Source organism: Streptomyces sp. NPDC031418 (assembly GCF_055581605.1).
In genome coordinates, this window is sequence record NZ_JBVIJC010000003.1 from 197,362 (window position 1) to 218,460 (window position 21,099).

The following is a 21,099-nucleotide window of genomic DNA, read 5'->3' on the forward strand; positions in this document are numbered from 1 at the left end:
AGGCGAAGCAGACGCAGAGGAACCTGATTGATGGCGATCCAGTACTTCTGGCGACACCCCCTCGCCGAACAGGTGCGGGAAGAGGGGCGACAGCAGGGACTCAAGGAAGCGCGGGAACGGGGCCGCGTCCAGGCTCGGGCCGAGATGGTCCTTCGCCTCCTGGAATGGCGCGGCATCCCCGTCCCCGACGCCGTCCGCGACCGCGTCACCACCTGCACCGACCTCGACCAACTCCAACTCTGGGCCCAGCGCGCCGTCCACGCCACGGACGCCGCACAGCTCTTCGCCGACCAGGCCGCCGACCAGTAGGCCGCCCCGGAACGATCATTGCCAACGTCTGGGAATTAATGACCCACCCCTTGTTTACCCGCGGCTTCAGGCGGGGTTGGCTCTCCTCGGCCCGCGCGCACGTCCGGGCGGGGAGAGGGAGGGCCTGATGGCCGGCATGGAGGGCAGCGGGCTGGTCAGAGTCACGGAGTTCCAGCGGGCTGTCGCGACGACCACGGCGGTGGCCGGTGTGGTGTCCGTGGGGCTGCTGTGCGCGCTCGTCGGCACCGCGCAGCAGGACGCGGCGCTGGCCGCGGGAGCCGTCGCCGTCACCCTCGTGACCCTCGTCCTCGTTCCGCTGTCGCTCCGTCTGCCCGCCCGCCTGCGCCGCCAGTACGCAGAAGCGGCACCGGTCGAGCACACCGGCCAGGCGCCGGGCGGGCAGCAGTCCGCGGCGCGGCCGGCGTTGCGGAGCGCGGTCTGGATCGCCGTGCTGATCGGCGGCTGGATGACTGCCATCGGGCTGACCTCGCACCAGGTGACCGTCCCGGTGGTGCTGCTGCCGGTGGCCGTCTCGGGGTGGCTGCGGGCCAGGGCCACGGCGCGCTGGGAACAGGAGAACGCCGCCGCGCTGTGGCAGCGCGCCCCGCGCTGGGGCGGGTTCCGCGTCTCCTTCTACCGGGGCACCCTCGGCTCCGCGCAGCCCGGCAGCTGAGCCGACGGGCGCAGGCCCCGAGGTCACGATCCGGTTTCGGGTGGTGGTTGAGGGCTTGATTACTTGCCGTGTAATCGATTCCAATCCTCCCTACAGCAGGGATGTAATCGATTCCACGAACTCACGAGGAGGTGAGCTCGATGGCGAGTATCAAGGACGTCGCCGCCGCGGCCGGTGTGTCCGTCGCGACGGTCTCGCGCGTCCTGAACGAGCACCCGTCGGTCAGCGCGGACGCACGCACGCGCGTGCTGGCCGCCGTACAGGCCCTGGGGTACCGGCCGAACGGCGTCGCCCGGTCTCTGCGCACCGACCAGACCCATACGCTCGGACTGGTGATCAGCGACGTGCTGAATCCCTACTTCACCGAGCTGGCCCGCTCCGTCGAGGAGGAGGCCCGCGCCCTCGGGTACAGCGTGATCATCGGAAACGCGGACGAGCGGCCGGACCTCCAGGACCACCACGTACGCAACCTCCTCGACCGGCGGATCGACGGACTGCTCGTGTCCCCCACCGACGGGGGCTCGCCCCTGATGCTGGACGCCGCGCGCGCGGGCACCCCGATGGTCTTCGTGGACCGGTGGATCCCGGGCGTCGAGGTCCCCGTCGTACGGGCCGACGGGCAGGCGGCCGTACGGGATCTCGTGGCGCATCTGCACCACCTCGGGCACCGGCGGCTGGCGATCATCGCCGGGCCGGCGGCCACCACCACCGGCAGCGAGCGCGTCGAGGCGTTCCGGGAGGCCATGGCCGAGTACGGGCTGGCCCTGCCCGACGCCTACATCGGGCAGGGGGACTTCCAGGCCGAGAGCGGGCGGCGGGTGACGGAGGGGTTCCTGGACCTGGCCGAACCGCCGGAGGTCGTCTTCGCCGCCGACAACCTCATGGCACTCGGCGCGCTCGACGCCGTACGCGCGCGCGGGCTGCGCGTACCGGACGACATCGCGCTGGCCGCCTTCGACGACATCCCCTGGTTCGTGCACACCGATCCGCCGGTCACCGCGATCGCCCAGCCCACCGGTGAGCTGGGGCGGGCCGCCGTACGGGCCCTGGTCGACCGGATCGAGGGGCGTACCCCCCGGTCCGTCACACTGCCCGCCCGGCTCGTCGTACGCCGCTCGTGCGGTGAGCCGTCCGGCCGTACCACCGGCAAGAACCCCGTGACAGACAGGAGCCAGTCGTGAGCGACCCGGACGAGTTGCTGCGCATCGAGGGCATCCGCAAGGCCTTCCCCGGCGTGGTCGCGCTCGACGGCGTCGACTTCTCCCTGCGCCGGGGCGAGGTCCATGTGCTGCTCGGTGAGAACGGCGCCGGCAAGAGCACCCTGATCAAGATGCTCTCCGGGGCCTACACGCCCGACGAGGGGCGGATCCTGGCGGGCGGCCGGGAGGTGCGCATCCATGGCGCACAGGACGCCGAGCGGCTCGGCATCGCCACCATCTACCAGGAGTTCAACCTCGTACCCGATCTGACCGTCGCCGAGAACATCTTCCTCGGGCGGCAGCCGCGCCGGTTCGGGATGATCGACCGGAAGCGGATGGAGGCCGACGCCGAGGCCCTCCTCGCCCGCGTCGGGGTGAACGTGTCGCCCCGCGCGCGCGTGCGGGAACTCGGCATCGCGCGGCTCCAGATGGTCGAGATCGCCAAGGCGCTCAGCCTGGACGCGCGGGTGCTCATCATGGACGAGCCGACGGCCGTCCTCACCACGGAGGAGGTGGAGAAGCTCTTCGCCATCGTGCGCTCGCTGCGCGCGGACGGCGTGGGGATCGTCTTCATCACCCATCACCTGGAGGAGATCGCCGCCCTCGGGGACCGGGTCACCGTCATCCGGGACGGCAGGAGCGTCGGGCAGGTGCCCGCCTCCACCCCCGAGGACGAACTCGTACGGCTGATGGTGGGACGGTCCATCGAGCAGCAGTACCCGCGGCAGCGGGCCGAGCGGGGTGCCCCGCTGCTGAGCGTGGAAGGGCTCGGCCGCGACGGCGTCTTCCACGACGTCGGCTTCGAGGTGCACGCCGGTGAAGTCGTCGGCATCGCGGGGCTCGTCGGGGCCGGACGGACCGAGGTCGTACGGGCGGTGTTCGGTGCCGATCCGTACGACAGGGGTGTCGTCCGGGTCGCCGGGGCGCAGCTCAAGCGGCATGACGTGAACGCCGCCATGGCGGCCGGGATCGGGCTCGTCCCGGAGGACCGCAAGGGTCAGGGGCTGGTCCTGGACGCCTCCGTGGAGGAGAACCTGGGGCTCGTCACCCTGCGGTCCGCGACCCGGGCGGGGCTGGTGGACCGGGCGGCGCAGCGCACGGCGGCCGAGCGGATCGCGGCGCAGCTCGGGGTGCGGATGGCCGGCCTCGGGCAGCAGGTGCGGACCCTGTCCGGCGGCAACCAGCAGAAGGTCGTCATCGGCAAGTGGCTGCTCGCCGACACCCGGGTGCTGATCCTCGACGAGCCGACGCGCGGCATCGACGTCGGCGCGAAGGTCGAGATCTACCAGCTGATCAACGAGCTGACGGCCGCCGGTGCCGCGGTACTGATGATCTCCAGCGATCTGCCGGAGGTGCTCGGCATGAGCGACCGGGTCCTGGTGATGGCGCAGGGCCGGATCGCCGGCGAGCTGTCGGCCGAGGAGGCCACGCAGGACGCGGTGATGTCCCTCGCCGTCAGCACACCCAGCACGGAAACCACTACCGAACGGGAGGCCACCCGTGGCCACTGACACGCTCAAGAGCACGACGGGCGCGGGTGGCGCCCCGGGGGCCCTGCGCCGGCTGCTCCTCGACAACGGCGCGCTCACCGCGCTGATCGTCCTCGTCATCGCGCTGTCGGCGCTGTCCGGGGACTTCCTGACCACCGACAACCTGCTCAACATCGGTGTCCAGGCCGCCGTCACGGCGATCCTCGCCTTCGGCGTCACCTTTGTCATCGTCTCGGCCGGCATCGATCTGTCGGTGGGCTCGGTGGCCGCGCTGTCGGCGACCGTGCTGGCGTGGAGCGCCACCCGGCACGGGGTGCCGGTCCCGGTGGCGGTCCTGCTCGGGATCGCGACGGGTGTGGTGGCCGGTCTGGTGAATGGTTTCCTCACCGCGTACGGCAAGCTGCCGCCGTTCATCGCGACGCTCGCGATGCTGTCGGTGGCCCGCGGTCTGTCCCTGGTGATCTCGCAGGGCTCTCCCATCACCCTGCCCGGCTCGGTCTCGCACCTCGGTGACACCCTGGGCGGCTGGCTGCCGGTGCCCGTGCTGGTCATGGTGGTGATGGGGCTGATCTCGGCGCTGGTGCTGGGGCGGACGTACATCGGACGTTCGATGTACGCGATCGGCGGCAACGAGGAGGCCGCGCGGCTGTCCGGGCTGCGGGTGCGCCGGCAGAAGCTCGCCATCTACGCGCTGTCCGGTCTGTTCGCCGCCGTCGCCGGTGTCGTCCTCGCCGCCCGGCTGTCCTCGGCGCAGCCGCAGGCCGCCGACGGCTACGAGCTGGACGCGATCGCCGCGGTCGTCATCGGCGGTGCCTCGCTGGCCGGCGGCACCGGCAAGGCCTCCGGCACGCTGATCGGCGCGCTGATCCTGGCGGTGCTGCGCAACGGCCTCAACCTGCTCGACGTCTCGGCGTTCTGGCAGCAGGTCGTGATCGGTGTCGTCATCGCGCTGGCGGTGCTGCTGGACACGGTCCGCCGCAAGGCGGGCGCGGCGCCGGTGACCACCGGCGGTGGCGGTAACAAGGGCCGGCAGGCGGCGACGTACGGGCTCGCGGCCGTGGTGACCGTGGCGGTGGTCGGGGCGACCTCGTTCCTGCACAGCGGTTCGCCGGCGTCGGCCACGCCGCGGCTGGGGCTGTCGCTGTCCACCCTCAACAACCCGTTCTTCGTGCAGATCCGGGCGGGCGCGCAGGCCGAGGCCGGGAAGCTGGGCGTCGACCTGACCGTGACCGACGCCCAGAACGACGCCTCGCAGCAGGCCAACCAGCTCCAGAACTTCACCAGTTCGGGCCTGGGCGCGATCATCGTCAACCCCGTCGACTCGGACGCGGCGAGCAACTCGGTCAAGGCCGCGGGCAGAGCGGACATCCCGGTCGTCGCCGTCGACCGGGGCGTCAACAAGGCGTCCGTGGACACGCTGGTGGCCTCCGACAACGTGGCCGGCGGTGAGCTGGCGGCCCGGACGATCGCCGAGAAGCTGGGCGGCAAGGGCAGGATCGTGATCCTCCAGGGCCAGGCGGGCACCTCGGCGGCCCGGGAGCGGGCGGCGGGATTCGCCGCCGGGCTGAAGGCCTACCCGGGCATCCGGGTGCTGGCCGAACAGCCCGCCGACTTCGACCGCACCAAGGGGCTCGACGTGATGTCGAACCTGCTCCAGGCCCACCCGGACGTGCAGGGCGTCATCGCCGCCAACGACGAGATGGCCCTCGGCGCGATCAAGGCGCTGGGCGCCAAGGCCGGCCGGTCGGTGCAGGTGGTCGGCTTCGACGGCACCCCGGACGGGCTGACGGCGGTCAAGGACGGCACGCTGTACGCGTCGGTCGCCCAGCAGCCGTCCCAGCTGGGCCGGATCGCCGTGGACAACGCGCTGAAGGCGGTCCAGGGCAAGAAGGTGCAGCCGATGGTGAAGGTGCCGGTGAAGGTGGTCACGAAGGACAACGTGGCCGGTTTCACCGGATGACCCGGCGGACATAGCCGGTCACGGGGACGGGCGGACGGCCGTACACGCTGGTGGCGGCCGTCCGCTCGCAGTCATCTCTCAGGGGAGTCAACTGATGTACGACTACGACCTGCTGGTCGTGGGCTCGGCCAACGCCGACCTGGTGATCGATGTCGAGCGGCGGCCCGGCCCCGGCGAGACCGTGCTCGGCGGTGACCTCGCCGTGCACCCGGGCGGCAAGGGCGCCAACCAGGCGGTCGCGGCCGCCCGGCTCGGCGCGGGTACGGCACTGCTGGCCCGGGTCGGCGACGACGGCCATGGCCGGCTGCTGCTGGACTCCCTGCGCTCGGCCGGGGTCGACACGGTGGGCGTGCTGGTGGGCGGGGCCCCGACGGGCGTCGCGCTGATCACCGTCGACCCGTCCGGGGACAACAGCATCGTGGTGTCCCCGGGCGCCAACTCCCGGCTGACGCCCGCGGACGTCCGGGCGGCCGGGAGCCTGTTCCACGCCTCGCGCGTGGTGTCGGCGCAGCTGGAGATCCCGCTGGAGACGGTGGTGGAGGTGGTGCGGAACCTGTCGCCGGACAGCCGCTTCGTGCTGAACCCCTCGCCGCCGCGCGCGGTGCCCGCCGAGGTGCTGGCGGCCTGCGACCCGCTGATCGTCAACGAGCACGAGGCGCGGGTGATCCTCGGTGACGCCCCGGCCGGGGAGGACCCCGCGGACTGGGCGCGGCTGCTGCTGGCGAAGGGCCCGCGCTCGGTGGTGGTGACGCTGGGCGCCGAGGGGGCGCTGGTGTGCGACGGCTCCGGGGTGACCCGGGTGCCGTCGGTGACGGTGGACGCGGTGGACACCACGGGGGCGGGTGACGCCTTCACGGCGGCGCTGGCCTGGAAGCTGGGCGCCGGTGCCACGCTCGCCGAGGCGGCGGCCTACGCGGCCCGGGTGGGTGCGGCGGCGGTGACCCGGCGGGGTGCGCAGGAGTCGTACCCGACGGCCGCGGAGGTCGAGGGTCTGGCGGCGGAGGTCGGGGCGCGGTGAGGAAGTCGGGCATCCTCAACCGCCATCTCGCGGGTGCGCTGGCCGAGTTGGGGCACGGACACGGGGTGCTGGTGTGCGACGCGGGCATGCCGGTCCCGGACGGGCCGCGCGTCGTCGACCTCGCCTTCCGCGCCGGGGTCCCGTCCTTCGCCGAGGTCCTGGACGGGCTGCTGGCCGAGCTGGTCGTGGAGGGAGCCACGGCGGCGCAGGAGATCCGGGCGGCCAATCCGGCGGCGGCCGCCCTGCTGACCGGCCACTTCCCCGACCTGACCCTGGTCCCGCACGAACGCCTGAAGGAACTGTCGGCGCAGGCCCGGCTGGTGGTCCGCACGGGCGAGGCGCGGCCGTACGCGAATGTGCTGCTGCGGTGCGGGGTGTTTTTCTGAGGGGCCGGAGGGCGGCCGGTCCGGGGCCGTGCGCCCTTCGGTGAACCGGCCGTGGGGCTCCGCCACGTCCGCGGCGTGGGCTGTACCGGCAGGCGGAGCCGGGCTTCCCGGCGCATCCGGCCTCGGGCGTACGGACTATCCCTTCGCCCGCGGCACTCCCGTCGACCCCCGCACCATCAGTTCCCCGCGCACCGAGGCGATTCCGCCGGGCGGGGGTTCCTCGCGGCCCATCGCGATGCGGCCCGCCCGGGCGCCCGCCTCCGCCAGGGGCAGCCGTACCGTCGTCAGCGAGGGCACCGCGTCGATGCTGAACGGCAGGTCGTCGAAGCCGGCGACCGAGACGTCGTCCGGGATCCGCAGCCCGGAGTCGCGCAGTGCCGCGCACGCGCCCAGCGCGACGGAGTCGTTCGCGGCGACGATCGCGGTCAGGGAGGGGTCGCGGCGCAGCAGCTCCAGCGTGGCCTCGTAGCCGGACCGGCGGTCGTAGCGGCCGTGCACCGTCCAGCGCGGGTCCTCCTCGACGCCGGCGGCGGTCAGGGCGTCGCGGTGGCCTTCCAGGCGGTGCCGGGTCGTGGTGCGCTCCTCCGGGCCGGCGATGTAGCCGAGGCGGCGGTGGCCGAGGCGGATGAGGTGGTCGGTGAGGGCGCGGGCGCCGCCGCGGTTGTCGAAGGTGAGGGCGACGGCCTCGGTGTCCGGTACCGGCGGGCGTCCGCACAGCACCACCCGGGTCCCGGCGTCCGCCAGCTTGCGCAGCTTCGCCGCGACCGCCGCCGCGTGCTGGGCGTCCTCGACGGCGCCGCCGGTCAGCACCACCGCGGCGGCCCGCTGGCGTTGCAGCAGGGTCAGATAGGTGAGCTCGCGCTCCGGGGAGCCGCCGGTGTTGCAGACGACCGCGAGCCGCTCGCCGCCCGCGCGGCCGCCCCCGACGCCGCCGATCTCGCCCTGGATGGCGCTCGCCATGATCCCGAAGAAGGGGTCGGCGATGTCGTTGACGAGGATGCCGACCAGGTCGGAGGTGGCGGCCGCGAGGGCGCTGGCGGGGCCGTTGAGGACGTAGTCCAGTTCGTCCACGGCCCGCAGCACGCGGTCGCGGGTGGCGGCGGCCACCGGGTAGTTGCCGTTCAGCACGCGCGACACCGTCGCGGGCGAGACCTGGGCGCGGGCCGCCACGTCCGCCAGGGTCACCGTCATCGTCGTCCTCCGGTCGCGCATATGTCGTACGCCCTCGTAGACAGCCAGGCGCTGCTCCTGGTTCCGAGCAGATCTTCCAGCAGACCTTAAGGCCATGACCCCGAGTTGTTCGCCCCCTCGAACAACTCGAAGGGGACACGGTCTTGTAGAGACCGTGTCCAGGGGCTAGCTTCGGGGAGTATAGAAAGCGCTTGCTGCATGCCGTACTGCGGTACCGGCTCGCCGAAGGGAACTGACGTGACACGCAAGACGGTGCGGATCGCCATGAACGGCGTGACCGGGCGCATGGGCTACCGCCAGCACCTCGTCCGGTCCATCCTGGCCCTGCGCGAGCAGGGCGGCCTCGATCTCGGCGACGGCACCGTGCTGTGGCCCGAGCCCATCCTGCTCGGCCGCCGCGAGCAGGCCCTGCGGGACATCGCCGACCGGCACGGCCTGGAGCACCTCTCGACCGACCTGGACGCGGTCCTCGCCGACGACACCGTCGACATCTACTTCGACGCACAGGTCACCGCCGCCCGCGAAGCGGCGATCAGGAAGGCCGTCGCGGCCGGCAAGCACATCTACACCGAGAAGCCGACGGCGACCGGATTGGAGGGCGCGCTGGACCTCGCCCGCCTGGCGCGGCAGCAGGGCGTCAAGCACGGGGTGGTGCAGGACAAGATCTTCCTGCCGGGCCTGCTGAAGCTGAAGCGGCTGATCGACGGCGGCTTCTTCGGCCGCATCCTCTCCGTGCGGGGCGAGTTCGGTTACTGGGTCTTCGAGGGCGACTGGCAGCCCGCCCAGCGCCCCTCCTGGAACTACCGCGCCGAGGACGGCGGTGGCATCGTCGTCGACATGTTCCCGCACTGGGAATACGTGCTGCACGAGCTGTTCGGCCGGGTGACGTCCGTACAGGCGCTGGCCACCACGCACATCCCGCAGCGCTGGGACGAGCGGGGCAAGCCGTACGACGCCACCGCCGACGACGCCGCCTACGGGATCTTCGAGCTGGAGGGCGGCGCCGTCGCCCAGATCAACTCCTCCTGGGCGGTCCGCGTCCACCGCGACGAACTGGTCGAGTTCCAGGTCGACGGCACCGAGGGCTCGGCGGTGGCCGGTCTGCGCACCTGCCGCGTCCAGCACCGCTCCGCGACCCCCAAGCCGGTCTGGAACCCGGACATCCCGGCCACCGAGGTCTTCCGCGACCAGTGGCAGGAGGTCCCCGACAACCAGGAGTTCGACAACGGGTTCAAGGCGCAGTGGGAGCTGTTCCTGAAGCATGTTTACGCCGACACCCCGTACCACTGGGACCTGCTGGCCGGCGCCCGCGGCGTGCAGCTCGCCGAGCTGGGGCTGAAGTCCTCCGCGGAGGGCCGTCGTATCGACGTACCGGAGATCTCGCTGTGACCATCCGACTGCCCGCCCCCGACGGCACCCTGCGCAGCTACGAACCCCGCGCCGAGCCCCTGCCGACGGTGCCCGGCGCCCCCTTCACCTCCCGTACGGTCTTCGCCGCGGCCCATGTCGTCGCCGACCCCCGGGCGGACGTCTCGCCCAACTCCCCGGCCGCCTTCGACTGGGACGCGACCCTCGCCTTCCGCCGCCATCTGTGGTCCCACGGACTCGGCGTCGCGGAGGCGATGGACACCGCCCAGCGTGGGATGGGCCTGGACTGGGCGGGCGCCGCCGAGCTGATCCGGCGCAGCGCCGCCGAGGCGAAGGCGGTCGGCGGCCGGATCGCCTGCGGCGTCGGCACCGACCAGCTCACCGCCGGCACCCTCCCGGAGATCCGCGCGGCCTACGAGGAGCAGCTGGCCGTCGTGGAGGAGGCGGGCGCCCAGCCGATCCTGATGGCCTCCCGCGCCCTGGCCGCAGCCGCTTCCCGCCCCCAGGACTACCTCGACCTCTACGGCCACCTCCTGCGCCAGTCCGCCCGGCCGGTGGTACTGCACTGGCTGGGCCCGATGTTCGACCCGGCCCTGGAGGGCTACTGGGGCTCGGCGGACCTGGACGCGGCCACCGGCACCTTCCTGGAGGTGATCGCCGCCCACCCCGACAAGGTCGACGGCGTCAAGATCTCCCTGCTGGACGCGGAGCGCGAGATCGACCTGCGCCGCCGTCTGCCGCCCGGCGTCCGCTGCTACACCGGCGACGACTTCCACTACCCCGAGCTGATCGCGGGCGACGACCACGGCTTCAGCCACGCCCTGCTGGGCGTCTTCGACCCGCTCGGCCCGCTCGCGGCCGAGGCGGTACGGGTGCTGGACACCGGCGACGTGGCGGGCTTCCGCGCCCTCCTGGACCCCACGGTCGCACTCTCCCGCCACCTCTTCCAGGCCCCGACCCGCTTCTACAAGACCGGCGTGGTGTTCCTCGCCTGGCTCGCGGGCCACCAGGAACACTTCACCATGGTGGGCGGCCTCCAGTCGGCCCGCTCCCTGCCGCACCTCACCCGCGCCTACCAACTCGCCGACACCCTGGGCCTGTTCCCGGACCCGAAGCTGGCCGAGGAGCGGATGAAGACCCTGCTCGCCCTGTACGGAGTGGCCCAGTGACCGGTCTCGAACGCTTCTCGATCAACCAGATGACGGTGAAGCAGCTGTCCCTGCCCGAACTGGCCGACGCCTGCACCGCGTCGGGCGTCACCCAGGTCGGCCTGTGGCGCGAGCCGGTCCGGTCGTACGGCGTGGAGGCGGCGGCCAAGCTGGTCCGTGAGGCGGGCCTGACGGTGACGACCCTGTGCCGCGGCGGCTTCTTCACCCAGATCGACCCGGAGGCGCGGGCCGCGGCCCTGGCCGACAACCGGCGGGCGATCGAGGAGGCGGCGACCCTCGGCACCGACACCCTGGTCCTGGTCTCGGGCGGCCTGCCCGCGGGCTCCCGGGACCTGCCCGGCGCGCGCGAGCGCGTCGCCGACGCCCTCGCCGAACTGGGCCCGTACGCCGAGCAGCACGGCGTACGCCTCGCCCTCGAGGTGCTGCACCCGATGTACGCCGCCGACCGCTGCGTGGTCTCCACCCTGGCCCAGGCCCTGGACCTCGCGGAACGCTTCCCGGCCCGGCAGGTGGGCGTGGCGGTGGACACGTACCACGTCTGGTGGGACGACACGGCGCCCGCCCAGATCGCCCGGGCCGGCGCCGGCGGCCGTATCCACGCCTTCCAGCTCGCCGACTGGACCACCCCGTTGCCCGAGGGCGTGCTCAACGGCCGGGGCCAGCTCGGCGACGGCTCGATCGACCTGCGGCAGTGGCGGGGCCACGTGGAGGCCGCCGGCTTCACCGGCCCGATCGAGGTCGAACTCTTCAACGAGGCGCTGTGGTCCCGGGACGGCCGCGAGGTACTGGCGGAGACGGCGGAGCGGTTCCTGCGGCACGCGGGCGAGTGACGCCGAGGTGTCGGCCGGCGCCCGGCGTTGCGCATCACCGGCCCCAGGCGGGGTACCTTCCGTGACCATGAAGCTGGCCTTCTCCACTCTCGGCGTGCCCGGGCTGCCCGTTCCGGAGGTCCTGGGGCTCGCCACCACGCACGGCTACCACGGCGTCGAACTGCGCGCCCATCCCGAGGAGCCGGTCCATCCGGGGCTCTCCCCCGCCGCCCGGGCCGAGACCGCGGCCCTGTTCCGCGGTGCCGGGGTGGAGGTGCTGGGCCTCGCCGGATACGCGCGGGTCGCCGCGCCCGGCGAGGACGGCCCGGTGCTGGACGAGATCTCGCAGCTGCTCCGGCTGGCCCATGACCTCGGCGCGCCCTTCGTCCGGGTCTTCCCCGGCGCCGACCCCGACCGCCCCCGGGAGGAGTCCGACGCGATCGCCGCGCGGCGACTCGGCACCGCCGCCGAGGACGCCGCCTCGCTCGGCGTCCGGATCCTGCTGGAGACGCACGACTCGCACCGCACCGGCGCCGAGGCGATCCGGGTGCTCGGTCCGGTCGGGCACCGGCAGGTGGGCGCGCTGTGGGACGTGATGCACAGCTGGCTGGGCGGCGAGCAGCCGGCCGAGACGTATGCGGCGCTCGCCCCGTACCTGGGCTATGTCCAGGTCAAGGACATCGCCTCGGCCGAGGACACGACTCCGCTGCCGCTCGGCGCGGGGGTGCTGCCGTTGACCGAGTGCGTGGACGTGCTGTCCCGGCAGGGGTGGGACGGGTGGTTGTGCTGGGAGTACGAGAAGCGGTGGTACGAGGGTGCCGCCCCGCTGGGCGGGCTGCTGCGGGCGGGGCGTGAGCACCTGGTAGGGCTGCTGGACGAGGCGGCCTGAACGGCTACCGCAGAGCACCGCACACCTCGTTCCGCACGTGGCTACCGCAGTGCGCCGAACGCCTCGTGGAACGCCGGGAAGGTCTTGCGGACGCAGCCGGGGTCGTCGTACCACAGGCCCGGGGTGCGCAGGCCGGTCACCGCGAAGGACATCACGATGCGGTGGTCGCCGAAGGTCTTGATGGCGGTGCCGGGCGCGGGCGTGCCGGGCCGGATCTCGATCCAGTCGGGGCCGGTGGACACGGGTACGCCGAGGCGCCGCAGGTTCTCCGCGCAGGCCTCCAGGCGGTCGCACTCCTTCACCCGGGTGTTGCCGACGTCCTCGATGCGGACGGGGCCGTCGGCGAACGGCGCGATCGCGGCCAGGGTCGGCATGGTGTCGGAGATGTCGCGCATGTTCACGGTCAGGCCGCGCAGTGTGCCCGTGCCGCGGACGGTCGTCCGGTCCTCGGCCACCGTGACCTGCGCGCCCATCCGGCGCAGGACGTCGACGAAGCGCAGGTCGCCCTGGAGGGCGCCGGCGCCGAGGCCGGGCACGGTCACCTCGCGGCCCGGGGTGACGGCCGCCGCGGCGAAGAAGTAGCCGGCGGTGGAGGCGTCCGGCTCGATGACGTAGGTGGTGGCCCGGTAGCCGCCGGGCGGGACGTCGTACACGTCCCCGTCGCGTACGACGTCCACGCCGAACGCCCGCATCATCGCCAGCGTGATCTCCACGTACGGCGCCGACACCAGGTCGGTGACCCGGATGCGCAGGCCGCGGCGGGTCAGCGGGCCGAGCAGCAGCAGCGCGGTCAGGTACTGGGAGGACAGCCCGGCGTCCAGCGTGACCTCGCCGCCCTCGACCCCGGCCGCCCGGACGGTGAGCGGATGGTGGCCCTCGGCCTCCTCGTGCCGCAGGTCGACGCCCAGGTCGCGCAGGGCACGGGTGAGCGGGCCGAGGGGGCGGCGGCGCATCTGCGGGGAGGCGTCGAAGCGGTAGGTGCCGTGTCCGGTGGCGGCCAGGGCGGGCAGGAAGCGGGCGGTGGTGGCGCCGTCCCGGCAGTAGACCTCGGCCTCGGCGCGGGCCGGCCCGGTGGGGCGGCCGTCCACCTGCCAGGCGTCCGGGGTACGGCCCACCCGGTAGCCGAGCCGGGTCAGGCCCTCGGCGAAGCCCTCGGTGTCGTCGGAGCGCAGCGGCCGGACCAGGGTGCTGACGCCGTCGGCGGCGGCCGCGAGGAAGAGGGCACGGGCGGTGATGGACTTGGAGCCGGGGATGTCGACTAGGGGCATGGCGGAATCATGGCCGGTCGGTCCGGCACCCGGTGCCGCGTTCCAGGGGCTGGACCGGTTCCGGGTTACTGTGCAGTCCCTTGACGGAAAGAAACTTCCCGGCTATTGCTGACCCCTCGGAAGTTTCCTTCAGCGGTTCTCCTCTGGAAGGAGCGCACGTGCCCGACACCAGCACGGGAAACACGGGAAACGCGGGAAACGCGGGAAACGCGGGAGACAGTGCGGGGCCGTCCAGACGGTCCGTGCTCGCCGCCACCGCGAGCCTGACCGCAGGCCTCACCGCCAGCCTCACCTCCGCCCTGACTCTGCCGGCCGCCGCCCAGGACGACCCCGGCCCCGGCCCCGCCGACGACCGCCGGCTGCGCGCCCTCATCTCCCGGATGACGCTGGAGGAGAAGGTCGGCCAGCTCTTCGTGATGCGGGTCTACGGCCACTCCGCCACCGCCCCCGACCAGGCCGACATCGACGCCAACCTCAAGGAGATCGGCGTCCGCACCGCCGCCGAGCTGATCGCGCGCTACCGGGTCGGCGGCATCATCTACTTCACCTGGGCCCACAACACCCGCGACCCGCACCAGATCGCCGACCTCTCCAACGGCATCCAGCGGGCGTCCCTGGAGCAGCCGCGCGGTCTGCCGGTGCTCATCGCCACCGACCAGGAACACGGCGCCGTCTGCCGGATCGGCGCGCCCGCCACGCTGTTCCCCGGCGCGATGGCCGTCGGCGCCGGGGGCTCCCGGGCCGACGCCCGCACCCTCGGCCGGATCTCCGGGGCCGAGCTGCGCGCGATGGGCGTCAACCAGGACTACTCCCCCGACGCCGACGTCAACGTCAACCCGGCCAACCCGATCATCGGGGTGCGCTCCTTCGGCGCCGACCCGGACGCGGTGGCGGAGCTGGTGGCGGCCGAGGTGCGGGGCTACCAGGCGTCCGGGGTGGCGGCGACCGCCAAGCACTTCCCGGGCCACGGCGACACCGCCGTGGACAGCCACACCGGCTTCCCCGTCATCACGCACAGCCGGGAGCTGTGGGAGAAGCTGGACGCCGTGCCGTTCCGGGCCGCGATCGCGGCGGGCATCGACTCGATCATGACGGCGCACATCCAGTTCCCGGCCCTGGACGACTCCGGCGACCCGGCCACCCTCTCCCCGGCGATCCTCAGCGGCATCCTGCGCGGTGAACTCGGCTACGACGGCGTGGTGATCACCGACTCGCTCGGCATGGAGGGGGTGCGCACCAAGTACGGCGACGACCGGGTGCCGGTGCTCGCCGTGAAGGCCGGCGTCGACCAGTTGCTCAACCCGCCCTCGCTCGACGTGGCCTGGCATGCCGTACTGGCGGCGGTCCGGGGCGGCGAGCTGACCGAGTCCCGCCTCGATGAATCGATCCTGCGCATTCTGCGGCTCAAGGCCCGCCTCGGGCTTCTGGACCGGCCCTACACCACCCGGGCCGAGGTCGACCGCACGGTGGGCATCGCGTCCCACCGGGCCGCCGCCGACCGGATCGCCGAACGGACCACGACCCTGCTGGTCAACGAGGACGGCATGCTGCCCTTCACGCCCCGCACCGCACGCCGGATCCTGGTCGTGGGCGCCGATCCCGCCTCCCCGTCCGGCACCACCGGGCCGCCCACCGCGGTCCTCGCCGCCGCCCTCACCGGGCTGGGCTTCACCGCCACGGCCCACCCCACCGGCACCGCCCCCACGGACGCGGTGATCGCCCAGGCGGTCGCCGCCGCGCGGGACGCGGACGCGGTGGTCGTCGCGACGTACAACGTGACGGCGGGCAGTGCGCAGCAGACCCTGGTGCGGCAACTCCTCGGCACCGGACGGCCGGTGGCGGCGCTCGCCGTCCGCAACCCCTACGACGTGGCCCAACTCCCCGAAGTGAAGGGTTACTTGGCCAGCTACTGCTGGACGGACACGGAACTGCGGGCCGCCGCGCGGGTGATCGCCGGACAGGTCGCGCCGCGCGGGAAGCTGCCGGTGCCGGTGGTCCGGGCGGACGATCCCGCGCAGGTGCTGTACCCGATCGGGCACGGGCTGACGTACCCGTCGTACGCAACGCACCAGGGCTGACCCCACCCGACAGGGGGAAAGCCGCCCGCAGTGCTGGCGTGGCCGCGCGGCCAGGGGTCACGCTGGGCGGGGGGTCTTTCGATGAGGGGTGCCGTGCGGACGACCGTACTCCCGGCCGTGCTCGCGGCCGTGCTGGCCGTCGTACTCGCCGCCTGGCTGCTGACCGGCTGCCGGGGGCCGGCGGACGCCCCGGTGGGCAGCGCCCGCCCGGCCCCGGGCGCGGCCGGCGGACCCGGCGGCGTGTTCCTGGGCGTCGGGGCGTGCAGCTCCTTCGGCACGGCCGACGTCACCGAGGTGCCCTGCACCAGCGAGCGGGCCGCGGCCCGGGTCCTCGCCCGCTACGAGGGCGCCGCCGCCGACGGCCCGCTGTGCCCGCAGGCCACCGACTTCGTGCTGCACATCGGCGCCCAGCGGGGCACCGGCGACGCCGCCGTCCCGCCGGGCTACGCCTGCATGCGCGCCCTGGAGCCCCCGCACCCCGGCGATCCGGGCGGCGGGGGCGGGCCGCGCACCGTCCCCGGCGACTGCGTCTACACCTCGGGCGCGGGCCAGGTCCGGGAGACCGCCTGCGACGGCACGGGCCGGCAGCGGCCCCAGTACCGGATCACCCGTGCGGTACCGGACCGCTCCGCGTGCCCCGCGACGACGGTCCTGTACGTCCAGCTGGGCGGCCGGAACCCGGTGGGCTGCGCGCGCCGCCTGTGAGGTACGGCCGTACGACGCTGAGGTACGGCCGTACGGCGCACTCCCGACTGCGGCATATGCCGGGGTCGGTGATGCTGGCCGGAGTCGGCACGCCCGTGGACATGGAGGAGGCGGCATCGTGGCATCCGTGACCCGGATCGCGCTGGACGGCGGGGGCTACGTGCTCTTCGAGGCACCGCCCGGGGTGGAGGGCCCGGTGAAGGCCGGGCGGTTCGGCGACGCCGTACAGGAGCTGCCGGGCACCCTCCAGTCCGCGCTGGAGCCGGTCACGGACGCCGCCCAGGGGGCGCTGGAACAACTGCGCAAGGCGCGGCCCGACGAGATCAGGCTCCAGTTCGGCGTGGACCTGTCGGTGGCGGCCGGCGCGATGATCACCAAGGGCGAGGCCGGCTGCCACCTGCGCGTCACGGTGATCTGGTTCAACGGAGACGCGTGACGCCATGGACGCGGGAGGCGAGATCGGCAGCTCCGCGGACCTGCCCGCCGCGGTGACGCAACTGCTGGCCGCCGACGGGCAGGTGGCGGGGGCGGGCTTCCTGGTGGCCGAGGACACGCTGGTCAGCTGCGCGCATGTCGTCGAGAACGCGGGGAGCGGACCCGGTGCGGCAGTGCGGATGGCGTTCCCGCACGTGCCCGGCGCGGGGGTGGTGACCGGGCTGGTCCTGGAGGAACTCTGGCGCGCCCCGTCGGCGGAGGACATCGCCGTCGTCCGGCTCGCCGGGCCGGTGCCGGGCACCCGCACGGTGGCGTTGGGCTCCGCGGCGGGCTGCCAGGGGCACGAGGTGGTCTCCTACGGCTTCCCCTTCCAGGCGTTCCGCGGCGGCCACTTCGGTTCCGGCATCGCGGGAAACCTGCTGCCGGTGTCCGAGGACGTCGGTACGGTGCTCCAGCTGACCGGCGCGAACGACCTGACCACCGGCTTCAGCGGCGGCCCGGTCCTGGACGAGCGGACCGGCCTCGTCATCGGCATGCTCACCGGGATCACCGCCCCGGACCCGTTCGACCGGGGCCAGGGCATCGCCTACGTCACCCCGGCGGAAACGCTCCGCCGGGTGATGCCGGAACTGGCGGAGCGCGCGGTGTGCCCGTACCGGGGGCTGGAGCCGTTCACCGCGGAGCACACGCGCTGGTTCCAGGGGCGCGGCGACGCGGTCCGGCAGGTGCTGGCGAACCTCGCCGCGCAACGCCGCCTCACCCTCCTCCTCGGCCCCTCCGGCTCGGGCAAGTCCTCACTGGTCCAGGCGGGGGTGCTGCCGGCGCTGGCGGAGGGCGCGGTGCCGGGCAGCGACCGGTGGCTGCCGGTGCTGGCCCGGCCCCGGCACGACCTGCCGGCCGAGATCGAGAGTGCGGGGCTGCCCGGGGCGGCGAGCGAGGGCATCGCGGCGGCCGCCAACCGCAGACTCGCCGCCGAGGGCGAGCACCACCGGGTGCTGCTGGTCATCGACCAGCTGGAGGAACTCCTGGTGCAGAGCGGCAACGGCCGGCTGCGGACGGTCATCGACGAGATCACCACGCTCGCCGACGCCTACACCAAGCTCACCGTCATCCTGATCATGCGGGACGACTTCTATCCGCACCTCGCGGCCCTCGCCCCGCAGTTGCTCGAGGCCGCCATGCCGGGGCTGCTCAATGTGCCGGGCACCCTCAGCCGGCAGGACCTGCACGACATCATCACGCTGCCCGCCCGGGACGTCGGGCTGCGCTTCCAGCCGGGCCTGCCGGAACAGATCATCGGCGACGTCCTGGCGATCAGCCCCGAGGCGACGGTGACGTCCCAGGCGCCGGTGACCGTGCTGCCCCTGCTGGAGATGGCGCTCAGCCAGCTGTGGCTGCGGCGGGAGAACGGCTTCCTCACCCATGAGGCGTACCAGCGCATCGGGGCGGTGAGCGGCTCCCTGACCACCTGGTGCGACGAAGCCCTCGCCGAGCTGTCCCCCGAGCAGCAGTCGATCGCCCGCCGCGCGCTCACCTCGCTGGTGCGCCCGACCGACCCCAGCCACCATGTCAGCGCGGTACGCACCCAGGTGCCGCTGGACGAGCTGCGGGCCCTGGCGGCCGACCCGGGCAGGGCGCCCGACGCGGAGCAGCGGGCCGTGAACGACGTCCTCTCCGTACTGACCCGCCATCGCATCATCACCACCCAGACACTGCCCACCGCGCAGGCCCCCGGCGCGCCGCCCGGGGAAGCGGTGGCCGAACTGACCCACGAGGCGCTCATCCGGGACTGGGGTGCGCTGCGCAGGTGGGTGGACCAGGACCGCCGCTTCCAGGAGTGGCTCGAACGCGCCCGGGAGCGACGCGCCGCCTGGGCCGAGCAGCGCAACCCCGGCGACCTGCTCGGCGGAACGGCCCTCGCGGAGGGCCTGGACTGGCAGCGGCGCCGGCATCTGCCGGCGGAGATCTCGGAGTACCTCGCGGCCAGCAGGCAGCATCAGCAGGCGGTGATCAGGAGGAGCAGGCGGCTGAACGCGATTCTGGCGGGGGTGCTGGTGGTTGCGTTGCTCGCGGGGGTGGTGGCGGTGTTTCAGTGGCGCGGGTCCGTCGGGGCGCGGGAGGAGGCGCTGTCGCAGCGGCTCGTCACGCAGGCCACCACACTCCTCGGATCCAAGCCGGAACTGGCCTCCCTGCTGGCCATCGAGGCGTACCGCACGCACCCGACGCCATTGGCCAAAGCGCTCCTGCAGACGGCTGCGACTCTCCCGCACAACAGGCACTTCACCGGCCACGCCGATGAAGTGACCGCAGTGGCGTTCAGCCCGAACGGCCGCAGCATCGCCACCGCCAGCGCCGACGAGACGGTGCGCCTCTGGGATGTGAGCACCGGAAAGACGCTCAGAAAGCTGACCGGACACACCGACACCGTGAACTCGGTGGCCTTCAGCCCCGACGGCCGCACCCTCGCCTCCGCCAGCGCTGACAAGACAGTGCGCCTCTGGGACCCCGTCACGGGAGCCTTCCGCCTCGCTCTTCATGGCCATACCAAGGGAGTGAAGTGGGTGGCCTTCAGCCCCGACAGCCAGTCCGTGGCCACCGCCAGTGACGACAAGACGGCACGCCTGTGGGACGTCACCACCGGGAAGCACAGCAGAACAATGACCGGACACACCGAAACCGTGGAGTCGGTCGCCTTCAGCCCCGACGGCCACACCCTCGCCACCGCCAGTGACGACAAGACGGCACGCCTGTGGGACGTCACCACCGGCAAGCACAGCAGAACACTGACCGGACACACCGGCGCCGTGACCTCCGTGGCCTTCAGCCCCGACGGCCGCACCCTCGCCACCGCCAGCACCGACGAGACAGCACGCCTGTGGGACGTCCGTACAGGTCAGGCCGGCAGAACACTGACCGGATTCAACGATGCCTTGTGGACTGTGGCGTTCAGCCCCGACGGCCGAACCCTCGCCACCGCCAGCGCCGACCACACCACACGCCTATGGGACCCGGCCACCGGCGCGCTACGCACCACACTCGTCGGACACACCGGCGTGGTGTACGCCGCGGTCTTCAGCCCCGACGGCCGAACCCTCGCCACCGCCAGCGCCGACCGCACGGCACGCTTGTGGGACTTGGGCCCGAGTGCGGTCCGTGCCATTTTGACCGGGCACACCGACTGGGTGAGGTCCGTGGCATTCAGTCCGGACGGCCACACCCTCGCGACCAGCAGCGACGACGAGACGGTGCGGCTGTGGAACATGGCCACCGGAAAGACCCGCGCGATACTGAACGGACACACCGACACCGTGACCTCGGCGGCCTTCAGCCCCGACGGCCACACCCTCGCCACCGCCAGCGCCGACAACACCGCCCGACTGTGGGACACCGCCACTGGAAAGTTCCTCAGAAAGCTGGCCGGACACACCGACACGCTGAACTCGGTGGCCTTCAGCCCCGACAGCGGCACCGTCGCCACCGCCAGCGCCGACAACACCGTACGGCTGTGGGACACCGCCACCGGAAAGACCCGCGCGACACTGAACGGACACACGGACACCGTGGAGTCGGTGGCCTTCAGCCCCGACGGCCGCACCCTCGCCAGCGGCAGCGACGACACCACCGTACGGCTGTGGGACACCGCCACCGGACAGAGCCGCGCGACACTGACCGGACACAGCGATGTGGTGGAGGCTGTGGCCTTCAGCCCCGACGGCCGCACCCTCGCCTCCGCCAGCAACGATTTCACCGTGCGGCTGTGGGACACATCGACGCGTCAGATGCGTACCGCCCTGGTGGGACACACCGGCAACGTCATGGCAGTGGCCTTCAGCCCCGACGGCCGTACCCTCGCCACCGGCAGCGCCGACTCCTTCGCACGCCTCTGGGACGTCAAGACCGGCGCACCACGAATCTTCCTGTTCGGGCACACCGACTGGGTGAGCGGGGTGGCCTTCAGCCCGGACGGCCGCACCCTCGCCACCGCCAGCGGTGACCATACGACACGACTGTGGAACACCGTGCTCCCTGAGCCGTCCACCGCAGTCCGCGACGTGTGCCGAGGCGTCAGCCGCGACCTCACCCAGGAAGAGCGTGCGACGTATCTGCGTGGCTACCACGTAGGCCACGTCTGCCCCACCCACCCCTGACGGG

General features: G+C 73.0%; 17 protein-coding genes. 15 read left to right on the forward strand and 2 right to left on the reverse strand.

Going from position 1 to position 21,099, the window contains the following annotated elements; all coding sequences use genetic code 11:
• Positions 1–30: 30 nt before the first annotated feature.
• From ACZ5CZ_RS05055 to rbsD, 7 genes are all read left to right on the forward strand, one after another.
• A complete protein-coding gene (locus ACZ5CZ_RS05055; RefSeq protein ID WP_385843821.1) occupies positions 31–309 on the forward strand; it encodes an RpnC/YadD family protein in 279 nt (92 codons plus the stop codon).
• Positions 310–436: 127 nt separating this feature from the next.
• Positions 437–982, forward strand: coding sequence for a hypothetical protein (locus tag ACZ5CZ_RS05060; RefSeq protein ID WP_468939269.1), 546 nt, complete (start codon positions 437–439; stop codon positions 980–982).
• Between the two features lie 140 nt (positions 983–1,122).
• Positions 1,123–2,163 (forward strand): LacI family DNA-binding transcriptional regulator, encoded by a 1,041-nt coding sequence (locus ACZ5CZ_RS05065; protein ID WP_467550435.1) that lies wholly within the window; start codon positions 1,123–1,125, stop codon positions 2,161–2,163.
• Positions 2,160–3,692, forward strand: a complete 1,533-nt coding sequence (locus ACZ5CZ_RS05070) for a sugar ABC transporter ATP-binding protein (protein WP_468939273.1) — start codon at positions 2,160–2,162, stop codon at positions 3,690–3,692. The genes ACZ5CZ_RS05065 and ACZ5CZ_RS05070 overlap by 4 nt, the downstream gene beginning before the upstream one ends.
• Positions 3,682–5,631, forward strand: coding sequence for an ABC transporter permease/substrate-binding protein (locus ACZ5CZ_RS05075; protein ID WP_468939276.1), 1,950 nt, complete (start codon positions 3,682–3,684; stop codon positions 5,629–5,631). The genes ACZ5CZ_RS05070 and ACZ5CZ_RS05075 overlap by 11 nt, the downstream gene beginning before the upstream one ends.
• Positions 5,632–5,725: 94 nt before the next feature.
• Positions 5,726–6,649: a ribokinase gene (locus ACZ5CZ_RS05080; RefSeq protein WP_468939279.1), complete on the forward strand. Its 924-nt coding sequence runs from the start codon at positions 5,726–5,728 to the stop codon at positions 6,647–6,649.
• Positions 6,646–7,035 (forward strand): D-ribose pyranase, encoded by a 390-nt coding sequence (gene rbsD / locus ACZ5CZ_RS05085; protein WP_385843815.1) that lies wholly within the window; start codon positions 6,646–6,648, stop codon positions 7,033–7,035. Before ACZ5CZ_RS05080 ends, rbsD begins: the two co-directional genes overlap by 4 nt.
• Positions 7,036–7,170: 135 nt before the next feature.
• Here rbsD and ACZ5CZ_RS05090 read toward each other — a convergent pair whose 3' ends face one another.
• On the reverse strand, positions 7,171–8,226 hold the full coding sequence (locus ACZ5CZ_RS05090; RefSeq protein ID WP_385843814.1) for a LacI family DNA-binding transcriptional regulator: 1,056 nt from the start codon (positions 8,224–8,226) through the stop codon (positions 7,171–7,173).
• A 237-nt stretch (positions 8,227–8,463) separates the two neighbouring features.
• Here ACZ5CZ_RS05090 and ACZ5CZ_RS05095 point away from each other — a divergent pair, with 237 nt between their 5' ends.
• From ACZ5CZ_RS05095 to ACZ5CZ_RS05110, 4 genes are all read left to right on the forward strand, one after another.
• On the forward strand, positions 8,464–9,615 hold the full coding sequence (locus ACZ5CZ_RS05095; RefSeq protein WP_468939283.1) for a Gfo/Idh/MocA family protein: 1,152 nt from the start codon (positions 8,464–8,466) through the stop codon (positions 9,613–9,615).
• The gene (locus ACZ5CZ_RS05100; RefSeq protein WP_468939286.1) at positions 9,612–10,763 is read left to right on the forward strand and encodes a dihydrodipicolinate synthase family protein; all 1,152 of its coding nucleotides are present in this window, start codon (positions 9,612–9,614) and stop codon (positions 10,761–10,763) included. The genes ACZ5CZ_RS05095 and ACZ5CZ_RS05100 overlap by 4 nt, the downstream gene beginning before the upstream one ends.
• Entirely contained in the window at positions 10,760–11,593 is an 834-nt protein-coding gene (locus ACZ5CZ_RS05105; RefSeq protein WP_385843811.1) for a sugar phosphate isomerase/epimerase family protein, read from the forward strand. The genes ACZ5CZ_RS05100 and ACZ5CZ_RS05105 overlap by 4 nt, the downstream gene beginning before the upstream one ends.
• A gap of 67 nt (positions 11,594–11,660) precedes the next feature.
• Positions 11,661–12,461, forward strand: coding sequence for a sugar phosphate isomerase/epimerase family protein (locus ACZ5CZ_RS05110; RefSeq protein ID WP_468939607.1), 801 nt, complete (start codon positions 11,661–11,663; stop codon positions 12,459–12,461).
• A gap of 41 nt (positions 12,462–12,502) precedes the next feature.
• Here the strand turns inward: ACZ5CZ_RS05110 and aroA are convergent, their stop codons facing one another.
• The gene (aroA, locus tag ACZ5CZ_RS05115; protein ID WP_468939290.1) at positions 12,503–13,729 is read right to left on the reverse strand and encodes a 3-phosphoshikimate 1-carboxyvinyltransferase; all 1,227 of its coding nucleotides are present in this window, start codon (positions 13,727–13,729) and stop codon (positions 12,503–12,505) included.
• A gap of 158 nt (positions 13,730–13,887) precedes the next feature.
• Between aroA and ACZ5CZ_RS05120 the strand changes: the two genes are divergently transcribed.
• The 4 genes from ACZ5CZ_RS05120 to ACZ5CZ_RS05135 all read left to right on the forward strand — a co-directional run bounded on the left by ACZ5CZ_RS05120 (position 13,888) and on the right by ACZ5CZ_RS05135 (position 21,095).
• Complete coding sequence (locus ACZ5CZ_RS05120) at positions 13,888–15,807, forward strand: glycoside hydrolase family 3 protein (protein ID WP_468939293.1); 1,920 nt, start codon at positions 13,888–13,890, stop codon at positions 15,805–15,807.
• Between the two features lie 81 nt (positions 15,808–15,888).
• Complete coding sequence (locus ACZ5CZ_RS05125; protein ID WP_468939296.1) at positions 15,889–16,512, forward strand: hypothetical protein; 624 nt, start codon at positions 15,889–15,891, stop codon at positions 16,510–16,512.
• A gap of 118 nt (positions 16,513–16,630) precedes the next feature.
• A complete protein-coding gene (locus ACZ5CZ_RS05130) occupies positions 16,631–16,948 on the forward strand; it encodes a CU044_2847 family protein (RefSeq protein ID WP_385843807.1) in 318 nt (105 codons plus the stop codon).
• A 4-nt stretch (positions 16,949–16,952) separates the two neighbouring features.
• Positions 16,953–21,095, forward strand: a complete 4,143-nt coding sequence (locus ACZ5CZ_RS05135; protein ID WP_468939298.1) for an nSTAND1 domain-containing NTPase — start codon at positions 16,953–16,955, stop codon at positions 21,093–21,095.
• The last annotated feature ends 4 nt before the right edge of the window (positions 21,096–21,099 follow it).